The organism is Streptomyces sp. DH37 (assembly GCF_029813835.1).
In the GTDB taxonomy this organism is placed as follows: Bacteria; Actinomycetota; Actinomycetes; order Streptomycetales; family Streptomycetaceae; genus Streptomyces.
Map to the genome: position 1 here is coordinate 1 of NZ_JARVKV010000093.1, position 17,602 is coordinate 17,602.

Consider the following 17,602-nt stretch of genomic DNA (forward strand, 5'->3'; position numbering starts at 1 on the left):
GGCGGGCCCGGCGGATCCGGCCGGGCCCGCCGGGGCGGCGGACGCGGCCGAGCTGGGACTCCCCCGCCAGTCGCAGCGCTGACAGCGCCGATCGGCGGCCCCGACGGCGTACGGTCGGGGTATGCGCACAGTCATCGCTGGTGGACACGGTCAGATCGCGCTGCGGCTGGAGCGGCTGCTCGCCGGGCGCGGAGAGGAGGTCGCGGGACTGATCCGGCGGCCCGAGCACGCGGACGACCTGCGCTCGGCGGGGGCCGAGCCGATCGTCTGCGACCTGGAGTCGTCGTCCGCGGAGGAGGTCGCCCGGTATCTGCGGGACGCCGACGCCGCGGTCTTCGCGGCGGGCGCGGGCCCGGGCAGCGGCACGGCCCGCAAGGAGACCGTGGACCGCGCGGCCGCGGTCCTCTTCGCGGACGCCGCCGAACTCGCCGGGGTGCGCCGCTTCCTGGTCGTCTCCTCGATGGGGGCGGACGACGAGCCGCCCGCCGACATGGAGCCCGTCTTCGCCGCCTACCTGCGCGCCAAGGGCGCCGCGGACGACGACATCCGCCGGCGCGTCAACCTGGACTGGACGATCCTGCGCCCCGGCCGCCTCACCAACGGGCCGGGCACCGGGCGGGTGCGGCTGGAGCCCCGCACGGGCCGGGGCGAGATCTCCCGCGACGACGTGGCCGCCGTCCTCCTGGCGCTCCTGGACGAACCGCGCGCGGCACGGGTGACGCTGGAGCTGATCGGCGGCGACGTCCCGATCGACCAGGCGGTCGCGCAGCTGGGCGTGGAGGCGACGGAGGTGCCGGACTAGGCCCCGCCCCTCCGGAGGCGCGGGGCGCGGGGCGGGAGCGCGGCGGCGGTGCGCCGGGCGCGGCCGGGACCGGTGCGGGCGGCCGGTACGGACGGCCGGTGCAGGTGAGGGCCGCGCTCCCGGCCCCGCCGAGCGCGGCGCCCGGCCGGACTCGGCCGGCGTGCCGGGGAACACGGAGGGAACACGGATACGGCCCCCGACCAGTGGACTGGTCGGAGGCCGTATCCCTCGTGTGGCGGCGCCAGGATTCGAACCTGGGAAGGCTGAGCCGGCAGATTTACAGTCTGCTCCCTTTGGCCGCTCGGGCACACCGCCGGGGTTTGCCGCCTGGGATTCCATGCTCCCCGGCAACGCGCACAACCATACCCGATGGTGGGGGGTGGTCCGCCACCTGGTTGTCCGGCGGTGGATCACCGCGGCGGATGACTAGGCTGGCGGGCGCGGGCCGCAGACGGACCGCACCCCGACGGATCTACCCACGAGGAGCCAATCCACGATGGCCGACTCCAGTTTCGACATCGTCTCGAAGGTCGATCGGCAGGAGGTCGACAACGCCCTCAACCAGGCCGCCAAGGAGATCTCCCAGCGCTTCGACTTCAAGGGCGTGGGCGCGTCCATCGCCTGGTCGGGCGAGAAGATCGAGATGCGCGCCAACTCCGAGGAGCGGGTCAAGGCCATCCTCGACATCTTCCAGTCCAAGCTGGTCAAGCGCGGCATCTCCCTGAAGTCCCTGGACGCCGGGGAGCCGCAGGTGTCCGGCAAGGAGTACAAGCTCTTCGCGTCGATCCAGGAGGGCATCTCCCAGGACAACGCCAAGAAGGTCGCGAAGATCATCCGCGACGAGGGCCCCAAGGGCGTCAAGGCGCAGGTGCAGGGCGACGAACTGCGCGTCAGCCACAAGAGCCGGGACGCCCTGCAGGAGGTCATCGCCCTCCTCAAGGGCAAGGACTTCGACTTCGCGATCCAGTTCACCAACTACCGCTGACCGCCGGTCGCCGGGCGAGGGGGGCGGGCGCCCGGGCGTCCGGCCCCTCACCCCGGTCCCCCGGTTCCCTCCGGTTCCCCGAACTCCTCCGGGACGGCGCGCGGCGGGGTTGGCGGACCTCCTTCTCCGGGAACCCGGACGCGGACGGACCGTGTACGGGAACTGGAGGACGCATGAGGAAGAGGACCGTACGGACCGCCCTCCCGGCCGCGCTGCTGTGCGGAGCGCTCTCGCTCTCGGGGTGCGGGGAGGACGGCACCGGGGAGGAGATCACCGGGACCCTCGCCCGCAACAGCGCGGCCGAGTCCGGTGAACTCGCCTTCGACCAGGCCGGGCACGAGATCGACGGCGATCTCACGTGCACCGACGAGGGCACCGGCGAGAACCTGAAGGTCACCTGCGAGGGCACCACCGTGGACGGCGGGCAGGCCCGGATGGTGGCCGACGCCGGCAGCGACCCGCGGATCGAGACGGAGGGCGGCGTCACGTTCGAGGGCTTCACGATCGTCGGCACGGTGGACGGTGACGAGGTCTTCCGGGAGAACTGCATCGGCGTCGGGTGCTGACCCCGCGCGGGACGCCCCGCCCGGTGAAAACGGTGCGGCGGGGCAGACGGCAGTAGCGAGCAGTGATGTTCCTTGCCGAACCGCCAGGGGGACCAGCACCGATGGCCATATCCGCGCGCCGGACGCGTACGCCGGACCGCAAGCCCGCCTTCGACCTGCGGCTGACGACCCTGGCCTTCGTGCTGGCCGCCGTCGTCCTGCTGGGGGTGTGGTTCACCGGACGCGTGGTGCTCGACGCGGCCCAGCGGCACCCGGTCGCGGCGCTGGCCGTCTGCCTGGTCGGCGTGCCGGCGGCCGTGGCCGCCCTGCGCGGCGGCCGCCACTTCCGGGCGTCCAGGGCCGCCCGCCGGGCCGCCGCGGTCCTGACCGAGGCCGCCGAGACCGCGCTGGACACGCTGGAGGAGGAGGCTCCGCCCGCGGCGGCGGGGCGCCGGGAACGCGCGGACGCCGTGGTCACCCCAGCCGGCCCGAACAGCCCGGACAGTCCGGACACCGCGGCGCACCCGGAGCCGGTGGAGTACGCGGAGCCGGTGGAGTACGCGGACGGCGCGGGCACGGTCCGACCCGGCGAGCCCGCCGGGCCCGCCGACTACGACGCCATGGACGCGGAGCAGTTCGAGCGGGCGGTGGCGGACTTGTGCGAACGGGACGGCTGCCGGGACGTGGAGGTCGTCGGCGGCGCGGGCGACCTCGGCGCCGACGTCGTCGCCACCGCCCCGGACGGGCGGCGCGTGGTCATCCAGTGCAAGCGCTACTGCGACACCAACAAGGTCGGGTCGCAGGACGTGCAGCGCTTCGGCGGCACCTGCTACACCGTCCACGGGGCCCAGGTGGCGGCCGTGGTCACCACCAGCGACTTCACCGCGCCCGCCGCCGAGTACGCCGAGCAGTGCGGGATCCTGTGCTTCGGCCGGCACGCGCTGGCCGCCTGGAGCGACGGCACCGGACCGGCGCCCTGGGAGGACGCGGGCGCCCCGCCGGCCGGGTACGCCTAGCGGGGCGCGGGGTTCCAGCGGTACGAGGGGTACGCGGCGTCGCTGGGGACGATCTCGCGGCCCAGCGGCACCAGCGAGACCGGGACCATCTTGAAGTGCGCGATCCCGAACGGGATGCCGATGACCGTCAGGCAGAAGCCGATGCCCGCGGCGATGTGCCCCAGGGTGAGCCAGATCCCCGCGAAGACCAGCCAGACGACGTTGCCCGCGGCGGAGGCGGCGCCCGCGCCGGGCCGCCGGACGACCGTGTACCCGAAGGGCCACAGGGCGTAGACGGCGATCCGGAAGCAGGCGACGCCCCACGGGATCGTGACGACCAGCAGGAAGCAGACCAGGCCCGCCACCGCGTACCCCAGCGCGAGCCAGAGGCCGGAGAAGACCAGCCACAGGACGTTCAGGAGCGTCTTCACGGGCGCCCCGCCATGCGCTCCAGCCGGGCGATGCGCTCGGCCATCGGGGGGTGGGTGGAGAACATCCGGGACAGGCCGTCGCCGGAGCGGAACGGGTTGGCGATCATCATGTGGCTCGCCGTCTCCAGTCGGGGTTCGGGGGGCAGCGGGAGCTGCTTGGTGCCGGCCTCCAGCTTGGCCAGGGCGGAGGCGAGGGCCAGCGGGTCGCCGGTGAGCTGGGAGCCGGAGGCGTCCGCTTCGTACTCCCGGGAGCGGCTGACCGCGAGCCGGATCAGGGACGCGGCGAGCGGGCCGAGCAGCATGATCAGCAGCATGCCGACCAGGCCGGGGCCCTCGTCGTCGTCGGACCGGCCGATCGGGATGAGCCAGGCGAAGTTCACCAGGAACATCACCACCGAGGCGAGGGCTCCCGCCACGGAGGCGATGAGGATGTCGCGGTTGTAGACGTGGCTCAGCTCGTGGCCGAGGACGCCGCGCAGCTCGCGTTCGTCGAGGATGCGCAGGATGCCGTCGGTGCAGCAGACGGCGGCGTTGCGCGGATTGCGGCCGGTGGCGAACGCGTTGGGCGCCTGGGTCGGCGAGATGTACAGGCGCGGCATGGGCTGGCGGGCGGCCGTGGACAGCTCGCGGACGATCCGGTACAGGCCCGGGGCCTCGAACTCGCTGACCGGGCGGGCCCTCATGGCGCGCAGGGCGAGCTTGTCGCTGTTCCAGTAGGCGTAGGCGTTGGTGCCGAGCGCCAGGACGACCGCGACGAGCAGTCCGGTACGGCCGAAGAAACCGCCGATGACGATGATGAGCGCGGACAGTCCCCCGAGTAGCAGGGCGGTTCTCAGCCCGTTGTGCCGGCGGTGCACGGTGCGCCCTCCAGGTGGTGCGGCAGGGGAACCCCTCGTGTGGCCCTTCGTTGCGGCGGCGTCTCCGCCCCGAGGCGGATTCGGTGGACCCTTCCGAAAGGTCAACGCCACGCGAGGACGCCGGGTTCCCGGACCGCCGCCGGCTAAAGCAGCACGTCGGCGGCGAAGCGCAGGACGAGCTGGGGAGCACCCGAAAGGCCGACGGCGATCGCCGCCGTCAGGGCGATCGCGGCCGTGAGGGGCGCGGCGACGCGTACGGGAGCGCCGGAGGGGGCCCGGCCGGACGCGGGTGCGGCGGTACGCACGGGGGCGCCGGAGGGGGCGCGGAAGAGCTGCGCCGTCCACGCAAGGTAGTAGTACAGGGCGATCACGACGTTCGCCGCCATCACCGCCGCCAGCCAGCCGAGCCCCGCGTCCACGGCCGCGGAGAAGACCGCGACCTTGGCGAACAGGCCGATGATCCCCGGCGGCAGCCCGGCCAGGCAGAGCAGGAAGAAGGCGAGGGCGAGGGCGGCCAGGGGGTGGGCGGCGTACAGGCCGCGGTAGTCGGTGATCCGGTTGGCGGCGGCGGTGCGGCCGACGTGGGCGGCCACGGCGAAGGCGCCGAGGTTCACGGCGGCGTACATCAGGGCGTACGCGACGGTCGCGCCGACGGCCCGCTCCGGCTCCTGCGCGTACGCCGCCGCGGCGATCGGCACCAGCAGGTAGCCCGCCTGGCCGACGGAGGACCACGCCAGCAGCCGCACCGCGCTGTGCGCGCGCTCCGGGCGCTGCCGCAGGGCGGCGACGTTGCCGCCGGTCATGGTGAGGGCGGCCAGGACGGCGATCGCCGGGCCCCAGATCCGGTCGTGGGAGGGGAAGGCCTCGACGGTCACCAGGATCAGCCCGGAGAAGCCCACCGCCTTGCCGATCACCGACAGGTAGGCGGCCACCGGCAGGGGCGCGCCGACGTAGGTGTCGGGCACCCAGAAGTGGAAGGGGACGGCCGCGATCTTGAAGGCGAAGCCGACGAGGGTGAGGGCGACGCCGGTGGCGGCCAGGGCGTCCAGCCCGGGGGCCGTCTCGCGCAGCCCCTCGGCGACCCGCCCCAGGTGCAGGGAGCCGGTGGCGGCGTAGACGAAGCTGACGCCCATCAGGCTCACGGCGGTGGCGGTGACCGAGGAGAGGAAGAACTTCAGGGCCGCCTCCGAGGAGCGCCCGTCCCCCCGGCGCAGCCCGACCAGCGCGTAGGACGGCAGGGAGGCGACCTCCAGCGCCACGATCAGGGTCGCCAGGTCGCGGGAGGCGGGCAGCAGCGCGGCGCCCGCGGCGGAGGACAGCAGCAGGAACCAGTACTCGCCGCGCGGCAGCGCCTCGTCCCGTACCGCCGTCATCGACATCAGGGCGGCGATCAGCGCGGCGCCGAGCACCAGGAACTGGACGGCCAGGGCGAACGGGTCCGCGACGTAGGAGCACGCCTCCGGATCGGTGGTGAGGCAGAAGGTGGTGCGGTCGCCGCCCAGGAGGGGCAGCAGGGAGAGCGCGGCGAGCGCCAGGAAGGCGACGGTGAGCGGGCCGAGCAGCGGCTTGCGGCGCTCGGGCAGGAACAGGTCGGCGACCAGGACGGCCAGCGCGCCCAGGGCCGCGAGGGCGGGCGGGGCGATGGTGAGCCAGTCGACGGACTGGACCACGCTCCCGGCCGCGCCCTGTGCGCTCAGGACGTCCGGGGCGCTCAGGACGTCCGGGACGTTCGGGATGTTCGGGGCGTTCCGGACGGGCGCGGTCATCGGCTGACTCCCGGCAGGAGGTTCTGCACGGCCGGATCGGTGAGCCCGAGGAGGATCGCGGGCCACAGTCCGGCCAGGACGGTGAGGACGACGAGCGGGGTCCAGGCGGCGAACTCGTGGCGGCGGACGTCCGCGAGGGCGAGGGTGGCCCCGGAGGTGGGCGGCCCGCCCATGCAGACGCGGCGCACGACCACCAGCAGATAGGCGGCCGTCAGCAGGGTGCCGAGGGCGGCGAGGGCCATGAAGACCAGGTACGCGGGCCGGCTGAGCCCGTCGGCGGGGTGGTACGCGCCGAGCATCGCGAGCATCTCGCCCCAGAACCCGGCGAGTCCGGGCAGCCCGAGGGAGGCGACGGCGCCGAAGGCGAGCAGTCCGCCGAGCCGGGGGGCGCGCCCGTACAGCGCGGCGCCCCCGCCGTCCTCGCCGCCGCCGAGCGCGAGCCGGTCCAGATCGGTCGTGCCGGTGCGGTCCTTGAGGGCGCCGACGAGGAAGAACAGCAGGCCGGTGATGAGGCCGTGGGCGACGCCCGCGAACAGCGCGCCGTTGACGCCGGTGCGGGTGAGGGTGGCGATGCCCAGCAGCACGAAGCCCATGTGGCTCACGGAGGAGTAGGCGATGAGCCGCTTGAGGTCGCCCCCCGCGCCGGGGAGGGCCAGGGCCAGGCAGGCCAGCGATCCGTAGATGATGCCGGCGACCGCGAAGGCGGCCAGGTACGGCGCGAAGGTGTGGATGCCGTCGGGGGCGATCGGCAGGACGATCCGGACGAAGCCGTAGGTGCCCATCTTCAGCAGGACGCCCGCCAGCAGCACCGAGCCGACGGTCGGGGCGGCGGTGTGGGCGTCGGGGAGCCAGCTGTGCAGCGGCCACATCGGCGTCTTGACGGCCAGGCCGGCGCCGATGGCGAGGACGGCCAGCAGCTGGGTGGTGCGGGTCAGGCCCCGGCCACCGTCCTCGGCGAGCGCCGTCATGTCGAACGTCGGGCCGCCCTCGGCGCTCAGTCCGAGCAGCAGCAGGCCCAGCAGCATGACCACGGAGCCCAGCAGCGTGTAGAGGATGAACTTCCAGGCGGCGCGCTCCCGGCCCGCCCCGCCCCAGCGGGCGATGAGGAAGTACATCGGGACGAGGACCGTCTCGAAGGCCAGGAAGAACAGCATCAGGTCCAGCACGGCGAAGGTCGCCAGGGTGCCGGCCTCCAGCAGGAGCACGAGCGCGACGAACGCCTGCGGGCGCGGTCCCTCGGGAGGGCGGTGGTAGCTGTACAGGGCGCACAGGAAGGTCAGCAGCGCCGTCAGGACGAGCAGGGGGAGCGAGACGCCGTCGGTGCCGAGGTGGAGGCGGACGCCGAGCGCCGGGATCCAGCCGATGTCGGTCTCGGCCTGCATCTCCCCGGGCCGGTCGTGGTCGAAGCCGAGCGCGAGCAGGACGGTGGCGGCCAGCACCGCGCCGGTGACGGTGACGCCGTGGCGCAGCACGGCCTGCTCGGGACCGCGCCCCCGCAGCCCGGGCGGGGCGGGCAGCAGGGCCGCGCCGGCGCCGAGCAGGGGCAGGACGACGACGGCCACGAGGAGCAGCCGCATCGCGGTGTCGTTCAGGGGGATCACTGGTCACGCTCCGGCGGCGACGAGGGCGGCGGCCACGGCCAGGACGAGGGAGCCGGCGAACAGGACGCCGAGGTAGGTCTGCACGTTGCCGGTCTGGGCGCGGCGCACGGCCGCCCCCAGCAGCCGGGCCGTACCGCCGGTGCCGTGCACGTAGGTGTCGACGACCTCGCGGTCGAGGAAGCGGACGAGCCTGGCGGCGGCCCGGACGGGGCGTACGGCGAGGGCGGCGTAGACGGCGTCGAGGTGGAAGCCGCGGGCGGCGTGGCGGTGCAGCGGGCCGAGGAGGAGGCGGCCGGGGTCGGCCGGGTCGTCGGCGGCGGCGATGTCGCCGTAGGCCGCCCGGTGGGTGGCGATGGCCTCGGCCTCGGAGGTCGAGAACTGCGGCACGGGGTGTCCCGGCGAGGGGTGGCGGCCGGACTCGGCCCCCGCGGAGCCGGGCCCGGCCTCGGGGTGGGCGGCGACGGCGCCGAGCGGGGCGCGGGCGGCGGCGGTGGCGGTGGTGTGCCGCCAGGCGGCGTACATCACCGTGATCCCGGCGGCGGCGAGGCCGGTGCTCAGGACGGAGGTGGTGAGGGTGGGGCCGAGGGGACGGCCGTCGAACCAGTCGGGCAGGGCGCCGTACAGCAGCCCGACGGCGATGGCCGGCCCGGCCAGCACCCACAGCACCACGTTCATGGCGGCCGGCTGCCTGCCGTGGTCGGGGGCCTCGGCGCCGCGTCCGTGGAAGGCCAGCAGCCACAGGCGCGCGGCGTACGCGGCGGTGAGCGCGGCGGTCAGCAGTCCGGCGAGCAGGACCGTCCAGCCCACGGCGGACGGGACGGCGTGGGCCGCTCCGCCGGCGGGGTCGAGGGCGGCGTGCTCGGCGGCGGAGAGCACGGCCTCCTTGGAGAAGAAGCCCGCGAAGGGGGGCACGGCGGCGAGGGCGAGCAGGGCGACCGTCATCGTCCAGTAGGCGTCCGGCACCCGCTTCGCGATGCCGCCCGTGCGGGACATCGCGGCGAGGGAGTTGGTGCCGGCCGCGTGGATGAGCACGCCCGCGGCGAGGAAGAGGAGCGCCTTGAACACGCCGTGGGAGACGAGGTGGAAGACGGCGGCGCCGCGGTCGGCGACGGCCAGGGCGCCGGTCATGTAGCCGAGCTGGCCGACGGTGGAGTACGCCAGGACGCGTTTGACGTCGTCCTGGGCGAGGGCGGCGAGCGCCGAGCCGACCATGGTGACCGCCGCCATCGCGGCCAGGACGGCGAGCGCGACGGCGGAGGCGGTGAAGACGGGCAGCAGCCGCGCGACGAAGTAGACGCCGGCCGCGACCATGGTGGCGGCGTGGATCAGCGCGGAGACCGGCGTCGGGCCCGCCATCGCGTCCGGCAGCCAGGTGTGCAGCGGGAACTGCGCCGACTTGCCCGCGACCCCGGCGAGCAGCAGCAGCGCGATGACGGTGGGGTGGCCCAGTTCGAAGCCGGACAGCGGGGAGGTCAGCCGGGTGACGACGGTGCTGATCCGGAAGGTGCCGGTCTCGGAGGCCAGCGCCAGGATGCCGATGATGAACGGCACGTCGCCGAGCTTGGTGACGAGGAACGCCTTGAGGGAGGCGGAGCGGGCGGCGGCCGTCTCCCAGTAGTGGCCGACCAGGAAGTACGAGCAGATGCCCATGACCTCCCAGCCGACCAGCAGCACGATCAGGTCGTCGCTGTAGACGACCAGCAGCATCGCGGCGGTGAAGAGGGAGACCAGCGCGGCGTAGGAGGGGTAGCGCGGGTCGTCGCGGAGGTAGCCGGTGGAGTAGGTCTGCACGCAGGACGCGACGACGGCGACGAGGACCGCGACGAGGACGGCGAAGCCGTCGAGGTGGAGGGCGAGCTCGACCGGCAGGGCGTCGTTGCCGGTGGGGGCGAGCCGGGTGGCGCCGGTCAGGGCGCCCTCCCCGCCCTGGCGTACGGCGACGGTCACGGCGAGGGCGGCCGAGGCGAGGGTGGGCAGGACGGCCAGGGGACGGACGTAGGCGGGGGCGCGGCGTCCGAGGAGGAACCCGGCGAGGGCGCCGAGGAAGGGCAGCAGCGGGACGAGGACGGCGAGGGTGGTGGTGGTCACGCGGTGGCCTCTCCCCTGGTCAGGCGCGTGTCGGCGGCTCTCCGGGCGGGGTGGCCGGTGGCACCGTCGGTGGCGGCTGCCGCCGTGTTCCCGTCACTCCCCGTGTCGGTTCCGGCGGTTCCGGCGGCTTCGTCGGTTTCGTCGGTTCCAGCGGTTTCGTCGGTTTCGGCGAGTTCGCGGAGCCGGTCGATGTGGGAGGTGCCCCGGTTGCGGTGGACGAGCAGCACGATGGCGAGGCCGATGCCGATCTCGGCGGCGGCGATGGTGATGGTGAAGAGGGTGAGGGCCTGTCCGGCGTGCAGGGCGTCGCGGAGCCAGACGTCGAAGGCGACGAGGTTGAGGTTGACGGCGTTGAGCATCAGCTCGACCGACATCAGGACGAGGATCGCGTTGCGCCGGGCGAGGACGCCGTACAGACCGGTGCAGAAGAGGAGGGCGGCCAGGACGGCGGGGTAGGCGAGGTGCATCAGCGCTCTCCCCCGTTCGCGGTGCCGGTGCCGTTCCCCGTTCCGCCGCCGGTCCCTCCACCGGTTCCGCCGCCGGTCCCTTCTGCGGTCCCGCTCCCGCGGCGGGAGAGGACGATCGCGCCGACGAGCGCGGCGAGCAGCAGGACGGAGAGGGCCTCGAAGGGGAGCACCCAGTGCCGGAAGAGGATCCGTCCGGTGGCTTCGGTGGTGCCCTGCGGCGAGCCGCTGTCCAGGTCGATCCAGGTGGTGCGGAAGGCGTCCACCACCACGGTGACCAGGATGACGGCCGCGGTGACGGCGACCGCGAGGGCGGCGGGGCGGTTGCCCGAGTCGGCGTCCGGCGACCTGCCGATGGGCGCCCTGGTCAGCATCAGCCCGAACAGGAGGAGGACGACGACGGCCCCGACGTAGATCAGGACCTGTACCCAGGCGATGAACTCGGCGGACAGCAGCAGGTACTCGACCGCGATCCCGCCGAGCGCCACCACCAGCCACAGCGCGGCGTGCACGAGCTGCCGGGTGGTGACGGCGGCGATCGCGGCGCCGAGGGTGAGGAGGCCGACGAGCACGAAGACGACCTCGACGCCGGTGGGCGACAGGAAGCCGGGGTTCCCGGAGGCGGCGGCGAGTCTCACGGCGGCGCTCACGCGTCACCGTCCCGCTGCCGGTCCCCGTGCTGCCGGGGCTCCGCGGCGAGCTGCTTCTCGGCGGCCTTGCGGGCGGCGGCGACCTCCTTGGGCTCCTCGGCGGCCGGGTCGAGCGGCGGCGGGGCGGGCACGGTCCACATCCACTCGCGGAGCCTGTCCCGCTCGTGGGTGAGGTCGCGGATGTCGGTCTCGGCGTACTCGAACTCCGGCGACCAGAACAGCGCGTCGAAGGGGCAGACCTCGATGCAGATGCCGCAGTACATGCAGAGCGAGAAGTCGATGGCGAAGCGGTCCAGGACGTTGCGGCTGCGCTCGCGGCCCCCGGGGGCGGCGGGAGGCACCGTCTCCTTGTGCGAGTCGATGTAGATGCACCAGTCGGGGCACTCGCGGGCGCACAGCATGCACACCGTGCAGTTCTCCTCGAACAGCCCGATCACCCCGCGGCTGCGGGCGGGCAGCTCGGGCTGGACGTCCGGGTAGTGCGCCGTGACCGAGCGCCGGGTCATGGTGCGGAGGGTGACGGCCAGGCCCTTGGCCAGGCCGCTGCCGGGGACGGCCATTACTGGATCACCACCTTGACGACGCCGGTGAGCGCGATCTGGAACAGGGCGAGGGGGACGAGCACGGTCCAGGCGAGCTTCTGGAGCTGGTCCTCGCGCAGCCGGGGGTAGCTCACCCGCAGCCAGATGACGACGAAGGCGAGGACGGAGGTCTTCAGGAGCGTCCACAGCCAGCCGAGGTCGGCGGCGAACGGCCCGTGCCAGCCGCCCAGGAACAGCACCGTGGTCAGGGCGCACAGCACGACGATGCCCGCGTACTCGGCGAGCAGGAAGAAGGCGAAGCGCAGGCCCGTGTACTCGGTGTACGCGCCGAAGATGATCTCGGAGTCGGCGATGGGGGCGTCGAAGGGCGGACGCTGGAGCTCGGCGAGCCCGGCGGTGAAGAAGACCAGGGCGCCGACGGCCTGCCACGGCACCCACCACCACTCGAACGCCTCCAGGATGCCGGGCAGCGAGAGCGTCCCGGCCGCCATGGCGACGGAGGCGGCGGCGAGCAGCAGCGGCAGCTCGTACGCCATGAGCTGGGCGGCGGTGCGCAGACCGCCCAGGAGGGAGAACTTGTTGGCCGAGGCCCAGCCGCCCATGAGGGAGCCGAGCACACCGACGCCCATCACGGCGAGCACGAAGAAGATCCCCGCGTCGACAGCCTGGCCGACCATGCCGTCCGGGCCGACCGGGATCGCGATCAGCACCAGGAGGTAGGGGATGAGGGCGACGGCGGGCGCGAGCTGGAAGACCCGGCGGTCGGCGTCCGCCGGTACGACGTCCTCCTTCTGCGCGAACTTCACGCCGTCGGCCACGAGCTGGGCCCAGCCGTGGAAGCCGCCCGCGTACATCGGGCCGACACGGCCCTGCATGTGGGCCATCACCTTGTGCTCGGTCTGGCCCACCAGCAGGGGCAGGACGAGGAAGGCGAGCAGGACGGCCAGCAGCCGCCAGGCGACGTCGAGCACGTCCATCAGGCGCCGCCTCCTGTCGTTCCGCCACTGCCGGTACCGCTGTCGGTATCACTGTCGGTGTCACTGTCGGCGTCACTGCCGGTACCGCTGTCGGCACCGCTGCCGCCGGGGGCCCGGCGCTCCGGTGCCGGAGTCCCGTTCTCGGGGTTCTCGGGCCTATCGGGGTCCTCGGGGCTCCCGGGGCTCCCGGGGGCGTTCGCCGCCGAGGCGCCACCGCCCTCGGCCAGCGGGACCTCGGTCCGCTCGTCCGTCTCGTGGACGCGGCGGGCGGCCTCGTCCGACGTCTCACCGGGCGGCCCGGAGGGCTCGGCCTGCTCGGCCGGTTTGAGCCAGGGGGCGTCCGTGCTGCGGCGGCCCGGCTCCGCGGCGGCCCGCTGGCTCGCCGAACCCTCCGACGCGCTGCGCGCCCGGCGCGGCGCGGCGGTCTCGGAGGAGGTGGCCTCGGCGGCCCGCTGGCTCGCGGAACCGGCGCCCGCGCCACGCATCCGGCGCGGCCGTTCGCCCGCACCGCCAGCGCCGCCCGCGCCACCGGCCGTACCCGCCGCGCGGCCGCGTGCCGGGCGGGCCGGAGCCGGAGGGAGCCGGCCCTTGAGCGGGCCCCACTCGTTGGGGTCGGGCACACCGGGCGGCAGCGCCTGCCGCCGCCTCGGGCCGCCCTCCGCGGACTCGCCGGGCTCCTTGGCGCCGGGCCACGCCTTGGCGACGCGGGCCGCCAGCACGAAGTCCTTCCGCAGCGGATGCCCCTCGAAACCGTCGGGCAGCAGCAGCGGCGCCAGGTGCGGATGGCCGGCGAAGGAGACGCCGAACATCTCGTACGTCTCCCGCTCGTGCCAAGCGGCCCCGGCGTACACCCCGGTGGCGGTGGGCAGCTCGGGCGCCTCGTGCGGCACGGTGGTCCGCACCAGCAGCCGCCGCACCGGCGTGCCCAGCGCGGCCAGGTGCGCGCAGACCCGGAAGCCCTCGCCGGGCTCGTCCACGGCGCTCAGCCAGTCGAAGTACGTGCAGCCCAGCTCGTCGCGCGCGACGGTCAGCGCCTCGGTCCAGCGCTCGGCCGGGACGTCGACGGTCAGCAGCTCGTACGCCTCGGCGGCGCTCGCGCCCTCGCCGAAGAGTTCCTCGGCGGGCCGGGGCAGCCATCCGGCGGCGGACGGGTTCGGCGGGGTCGGCCCGGTCACGCGCGCTCCTCCCCCGCTGCCGGGCCCGGAGGCGGGGGCGGGGTGACCAGGCCGCTGGTCAGGGCCGCACCCGACGGGGCCGGCGGCGCGGACGGCGCCGGACCGGGGCTCCTCCCGTAGCGCTCGGCCGGGGACTCGCCGGCGATCTTCTCCTGGAGCTTGAGGATGCCCTGGAGCAGCGCCTCGGGCCGGGGCGGGCAGCCGGGCACGTAGACGTCGACCGGGATGATCTGGTCCACGCCCTTGGTGACGGAGTACGAGTCCCAGTAGGGGCCGCCGCAGTTGGAGCAGGCGCCGAAGGAGATCACGTACTTCGGCTCGGGCATCTGCTCGTACAGCCGCCGGACCGCCGGGGCCATCTTGTCGGTGACCGTGCCCGAGACGACCATCAGGTCGGCCTGGCGCGGCCCCGGCGCGAAGGGGATGACGCCGAGGCGGATGAAGTCGTGGCGGGACATCGAGGCGGCGATGAACTCGATCGCGCAGCAGGCGAGCCCGAAGTTGAAGACCCACAGGCTGTAGCGGCGGCCCCAGTTCAGCACCACCTTCATCGGCTCGGGGGCCAGCCGGGCCAGCCCGCCCAGCCGGCGGGGCTCCGGCAGGTCCGCGGGGGGCCGCGCGGCGGACGGGGCGGCGGGCCGGGTGGGGTCGGGGGTCACGTCCATGCCAGAACGCCCTTCCTCCAGGCGTAGAGCAGTCCCACGGTCAGGAAACCGAGGAAGACGAACATCTCCACCAGTGTCACCCCGCCGAAGCCGGGAGCGGCGAAGACCGTCGCCCAGGGGAAGAGGAAGATCGAGTCGACGGCGAAGACGACGTAGAGGAAGGCGTACACGTAGTAGCGGATCTGGGTGTGCGCCCAGCCCTCGCCGACGGGGTCCACCCCGCACTCGTACGTCAGCAGCTTCTCCGGCGTCGGCACCACGGGCCGCAGCAGCCGTCCGGCCCCGAAGGCCGCCGCCACGAAAAGCACCCCGACGACCGCGACCAGCCCGACGACCGCGTAGCCGTGGAAGTAGTCCGGCACGTCCGTCCCTCGCTCTGTGGTGTTCGCATCGGTTACGACGCTCCGTTCGAAAGGGGAGTCTAGGCCCTGGGCCCGCGCGGGGGAGCGGGCGTCCACCGGACGTCCGCCGCCGCGGGCCCGAGGGGTGGGGTTAACCCCCCGCCGCCCCACCCACGAACCCCATGGCGGCGCGCCCCCGGGACCGGCAGTCTTGTGCCCATGACCGCGAGCCCCCCGACCTCCGGCCGCACCGCGCACGACGGCCCGCACGCCCCGCACGCCCCGCGCGCGCCGCACGCCGCCGGGGCGGCCCGGACCGCCGGGGCCGCCCGTGCCGCCCGTGCCGCCCGTGCCGCCGTGTCCGGCGACGGCGACCGGCTGCCCCCGCCGCGGGCCCCGCTCGGCGCGCAGACCTGGAAGGAGATCACGCACCTCCTCCTCAACCTGCCGATGGACATCGCGGGCTTCCTCTACGTCTGCGTGTGGATCTACTGCGGGGTGCTCCTGTCGGTCACGGTGGTGGGGCTGCCGGTGCTGGCGCTGGGCCTGGTGGGCTGCCGCCAGTTCGGGAAGGCGGAGCGGGCCCGCGCGCGGCTGCTGCTCGGGGTGCGGGTCGAGGAGCCGACGCCGATCCGGCACCGGGTGCACGGCGGTTTCTTCCCCTGGCTGTGGACGAGCCTGAAGGATCCGGTCGGCTGGCGGCACGCGCTCTACTCCTTCGTCCGCCTGCCGTGGGGCCTGCTCACCTTCTCCGTCTCCTTCGTCTCGCTCTTCGTCGCCTGGCCCGCCCTGCCGTGGCTGGCGCGCGGGCTGACCCACGTGGACCGGGCGATGGTGCGCGGGCTGCTGTCGCCCTCGGACGAGCTGGAGCGGCGCATCGCGGAGCTGGAGTCGGACCGGCGGACGGTGGCCGACACCGCCTCCGCCGATCTGCGCCGCATCGAGCGCGACCTCCACGACGGGGCGCAGGCCCGTCTGGTCGCCCTCGCCATGGGTCTCGGCCTGGCCAGGGAGAAGCTCCTGGAGGATCCGCGGGCCGCCGCCAGGATGGTCGACGAGGCGCACGGCGAGGTGAAGCTCGCCCTCGCCGAGCTCCGCGACCTCGCCCGCGGCATCCACCCCGCCATCCTCACCGACCGCGGCCTCGGCCCCGCCCTGTCCAACGTCTCCGCCCGCTGCACCGTCCCCGTCACCGTCTCCGTCGACCTGCCCACCCGGCCCGCCCCCGCCATCGAGGGCATCGCCTACTTCACCGTCTCCGAGCTCCTCCAGAACGTCAGCAAGCACAGCGGCGCCGCCCGGGCCTCCGTCGACCTGTGGCGCACCGACGACCGCCTCCTCATCCAGGTCACCGACGACGGACGCGGCGGGGCCCGCACCGACCGCGGCACCGGTCTGGCCGGTCTCGCCGAGCGTCTGGGCTCCGTCGACGGCCTCCTCGACCTGGACTCCCCCGCCGGCGGCCCCACCACCGTCACCGCCGAGCTGCCCTGGCGCGATCCCGCCGACGGCTGACACCCGGGTTTTCCACAGCCCCGTGCCGCCCGGCCCGGGTCCTGGGATGCTGTGCACAGGACTCGGACGACGGGGGCGGGAAAACCGTGCAGGACGTGAAGGACAGGGTGCGGGTGGTCATCGCCGAGGACTCGGTGCTGCTCCGCGAGGGCCTGACCCGGCTGCTGAACGACCGCGGCCACGAGGTCGTCGCGGGCGTGGGCGACGGCGAGGCGCTGGTGAAGACCGTCGGCGAGATGGCCGACGCGGGCGGGCTGCCGGACGTGGTCGTGGCGGACGTGCGGATGCCGCCGACGCACACCGACGAGGGGCTGCGGGCGGCCATCCGGCTGCGCTCCTCCCACCCGGAGCTGGCCGTGCTAGTGCTGTCGCAGTACGTGGAGGAGCAGTACGCCACCGAACTGCTGGCCGGCTCCAGCCGGGGCGTGGGCTACCTGCTCAAGGACCGGGTGGCCGAGGTCCGCGAGTTCGTGGACGCGGTGGTCCGGGTGGCCCGCGGCGGTACGGCGCTCGACCCCGAGGTGGTCGCGCAGCTGCTGGGCCGCAGCCGCAAGCAGGACGTGCTGGCGGGGCTCACACCGCGTGAGCGCGAGGTGCTGGGGCTGATGGCCGAGGGCCGTACGAACTCCGCGATCGCCCGGCAGCTCGTGGTCAGCGACGGCGCGGTGGAGAAGCACGTCGGCAACATCTTCCTGAAGCTGGGCCTCGCGCAGAGCGACGGGGACCACCGCCGGGTGCTGGCCGTGCTGACCTACCTGAGGTCGTAGGGCCGCCCGGACCGATCCGGGCCGATCCGGTCACGGCCCGGACGGGCGCCGGTGCCGGGCGCCGGCCGGGCCGGACGCGTCCGGGAGTCCGGGAGTCCGGGACTCCAGAAGGGCTCCAGAGCGGCACCGGAATATATGGCCCTCCCCGGATGTCGTCTCATCCGACCGTCCACCATGTGACCGATCGCAGGAAGGTCACCCTTACCCACGTACGATGGCTGACGAGCCGCCGCCTCAAGGGAGGTCCAGTCCAGTGACCAGCCAGGTCAGTAGCCCAGCCGATCAGCAGCGCTCGCCCGGCTCACCGGCCAAGGAGGTTCGGCGGTTGGAGCGGGTGATCATCCGGTTTGCCGGTGACTCCGGTGACGGTATGCAGCTGACGGGTGACCGGTTCACCTCGGAGACGGCGTCGTTCGGCAACGACCTCTCCACGCTG

The 17,602-nt window shown here is 74.2% G+C and carries 19 protein-coding genes and 1 tRNA gene; 7 read left to right on the plus strand and 13 right to left on the minus strand.

Features of this window, described 5'->3' with window-relative positions; translation table 11 throughout:
* The first annotated feature begins 121 nt into the window (after positions 1-121).
* On the plus strand, positions 122-802 hold the full coding sequence (locus QC029_RS28630; RefSeq protein WP_279558735.1) for an NAD(P)H-binding protein: 681 nt from the start codon (positions 122-124) through the stop codon (positions 800-802).
* Positions 803-1,035: 233 nt separating this feature from the next.
* Here the strand turns inward: QC029_RS28630 and QC029_RS28635 are convergent.
* Positions 1,036-1,117 (minus strand) — tRNA-Tyr (locus tag QC029_RS28635).
* A gap of 181 nt (positions 1,118-1,298) precedes the next feature.
* Between QC029_RS28635 and QC029_RS28640 the strand changes: the two genes are divergently transcribed.
* From QC029_RS28640 to QC029_RS28650, 3 genes are all read left to right on the plus strand, one after another.
* Entirely contained in the window at positions 1,299-1,787 is a 489-nt protein-coding gene (locus QC029_RS28640; protein ID WP_279558736.1) for a YajQ family cyclic di-GMP-binding protein, read from the plus strand.
* Positions 1,788-1,960: 173 nt separating this feature from the next.
* Positions 1,961-2,353: a hypothetical protein gene (locus QC029_RS28645; protein WP_279558737.1), complete on the plus strand. Its 393-nt coding sequence runs from the start codon at positions 1,961-1,963 to the stop codon at positions 2,351-2,353.
* A 101-nt stretch (positions 2,354-2,454) separates the two neighbouring features.
* Positions 2,455-3,348 carry a restriction endonuclease gene (locus tag QC029_RS28650; RefSeq protein WP_279558738.1) on the plus strand — a complete coding sequence of 298 codons (894 nt, stop codon included), beginning with the start codon at positions 2,455-2,457 and terminating at the stop codon, positions 3,346-3,348.
* On the opposite strand, the gene QC029_RS28655 is transcribed toward QC029_RS28650, so the two are convergent.
* The 12 genes from QC029_RS28655 to QC029_RS28710 all read right to left on the minus strand — a co-directional run bounded on the left by QC029_RS28655 (position 3,345) and on the right by QC029_RS28710 (position 14,905).
* The gene (locus QC029_RS28655; protein WP_279558739.1) at positions 3,345-3,758 is read right to left on the minus strand and encodes a YccF domain-containing protein; all 414 of its coding nucleotides are present in this window, start codon (positions 3,756-3,758) and stop codon (positions 3,345-3,347) included. The two genes, QC029_RS28650 and QC029_RS28655, sit on opposite strands and share 4 nt — an antisense overlap.
* Positions 3,755-4,615: a zinc metalloprotease HtpX gene (htpX, locus tag QC029_RS28660; RefSeq protein ID WP_279558740.1), complete on the minus strand. Its 861-nt coding sequence runs from the start codon at positions 4,613-4,615 to the stop codon at positions 3,755-3,757. The genes QC029_RS28655 and htpX overlap by 4 nt, the downstream gene beginning before the upstream one ends.
* A gap of 143 nt (positions 4,616-4,758) precedes the next feature.
* Positions 4,759-6,381, minus strand: coding sequence for an NADH-quinone oxidoreductase subunit N (locus tag QC029_RS28665; RefSeq protein ID WP_279558741.1), 1,623 nt, complete (start codon positions 6,379-6,381; stop codon positions 4,759-4,761).
* Positions 6,378-7,982: a NuoM family protein gene (locus QC029_RS28670; protein ID WP_279558742.1), complete on the minus strand. Its 1,605-nt coding sequence runs from the start codon at positions 7,980-7,982 to the stop codon at positions 6,378-6,380. Before QC029_RS28670 ends, QC029_RS28665 begins: the two co-directional genes overlap by 4 nt.
* Positions 7,983-7,985: 3 nt before the next feature.
* Positions 7,986-10,070: an NADH-quinone oxidoreductase subunit L gene (locus tag QC029_RS28675; RefSeq protein ID WP_279558743.1), complete on the minus strand. Its 2,085-nt coding sequence runs from the start codon at positions 10,068-10,070 to the stop codon at positions 7,986-7,988.
* Complete coding sequence (nuoK, locus tag QC029_RS28680) at positions 10,067-10,537, minus strand: NADH-quinone oxidoreductase subunit NuoK (RefSeq protein WP_279558744.1); 471 nt, start codon at positions 10,535-10,537, stop codon at positions 10,067-10,069. Before nuoK ends, QC029_RS28675 begins: the two co-directional genes overlap by 4 nt.
* On the minus strand, positions 10,537-11,184 hold the full coding sequence (locus QC029_RS28685) for an NADH-quinone oxidoreductase subunit J (protein ID WP_279558745.1): 648 nt from the start codon (positions 11,182-11,184) through the stop codon (positions 10,537-10,539). The genes nuoK and QC029_RS28685 overlap by 1 nt, the downstream gene beginning before the upstream one ends.
* Positions 11,181-11,744 (minus strand): NADH-quinone oxidoreductase subunit I, encoded by a 564-nt coding sequence (locus tag QC029_RS28690; RefSeq protein ID WP_279558746.1) that lies wholly within the window; start codon positions 11,742-11,744, stop codon positions 11,181-11,183. The genes QC029_RS28685 and QC029_RS28690 overlap by 4 nt, the downstream gene beginning before the upstream one ends.
* Positions 11,744-12,706: an NADH-quinone oxidoreductase subunit H gene (locus QC029_RS28695; protein ID WP_279558752.1), complete on the minus strand. Its 963-nt coding sequence runs from the start codon at positions 12,704-12,706 to the stop codon at positions 11,744-11,746. The genes QC029_RS28690 and QC029_RS28695 overlap by 1 nt, the downstream gene beginning before the upstream one ends.
* Positions 12,703-13,878: an NADH-quinone oxidoreductase subunit C gene (locus QC029_RS28700; protein WP_279558747.1), complete on the minus strand. Its 1,176-nt coding sequence runs from the start codon at positions 13,876-13,878 to the stop codon at positions 12,703-12,705. The genes QC029_RS28695 and QC029_RS28700 overlap by 4 nt, the downstream gene beginning before the upstream one ends.
* Complete coding sequence (locus QC029_RS28705; protein WP_279558748.1) at positions 13,875-14,543, minus strand: NADH-quinone oxidoreductase subunit B; 669 nt, start codon at positions 14,541-14,543, stop codon at positions 13,875-13,877. The genes QC029_RS28700 and QC029_RS28705 overlap by 4 nt, the downstream gene beginning before the upstream one ends.
* Complete coding sequence (locus QC029_RS28710) at positions 14,534-14,905, minus strand: NADH-quinone oxidoreductase subunit A (RefSeq protein WP_279558749.1); 372 nt, start codon at positions 14,903-14,905, stop codon at positions 14,534-14,536. The genes QC029_RS28705 and QC029_RS28710 overlap by 10 nt, the downstream gene beginning before the upstream one ends.
* A gap of 198 nt (positions 14,906-15,103) precedes the next feature.
* Here QC029_RS28710 and QC029_RS28715 point away from each other — a divergent pair, with 198 nt between their 5' ends.
* From QC029_RS28715 to QC029_RS28725, 3 genes are all read left to right on the plus strand, one after another.
* On the plus strand, positions 15,104-16,399 hold the full coding sequence (locus QC029_RS28715) for a sensor histidine kinase (protein WP_279558750.1): 1,296 nt from the start codon (positions 15,104-15,106) through the stop codon (positions 16,397-16,399).
* A gap of 107 nt (positions 16,400-16,506) precedes the next feature.
* Positions 16,507-17,166 (plus strand): response regulator transcription factor, encoded by a 660-nt coding sequence (locus tag QC029_RS28720; protein ID WP_279558753.1) that lies wholly within the window; start codon positions 16,507-16,509, stop codon positions 17,164-17,166.
* Positions 17,167-17,419: 253 nt separating this feature from the next.
* Positions 17,420-17,602: hypothetical protein (locus QC029_RS28725; protein ID WP_279558751.1), on the plus strand; the 183-nt coding region annotated here is incomplete at its 3' end.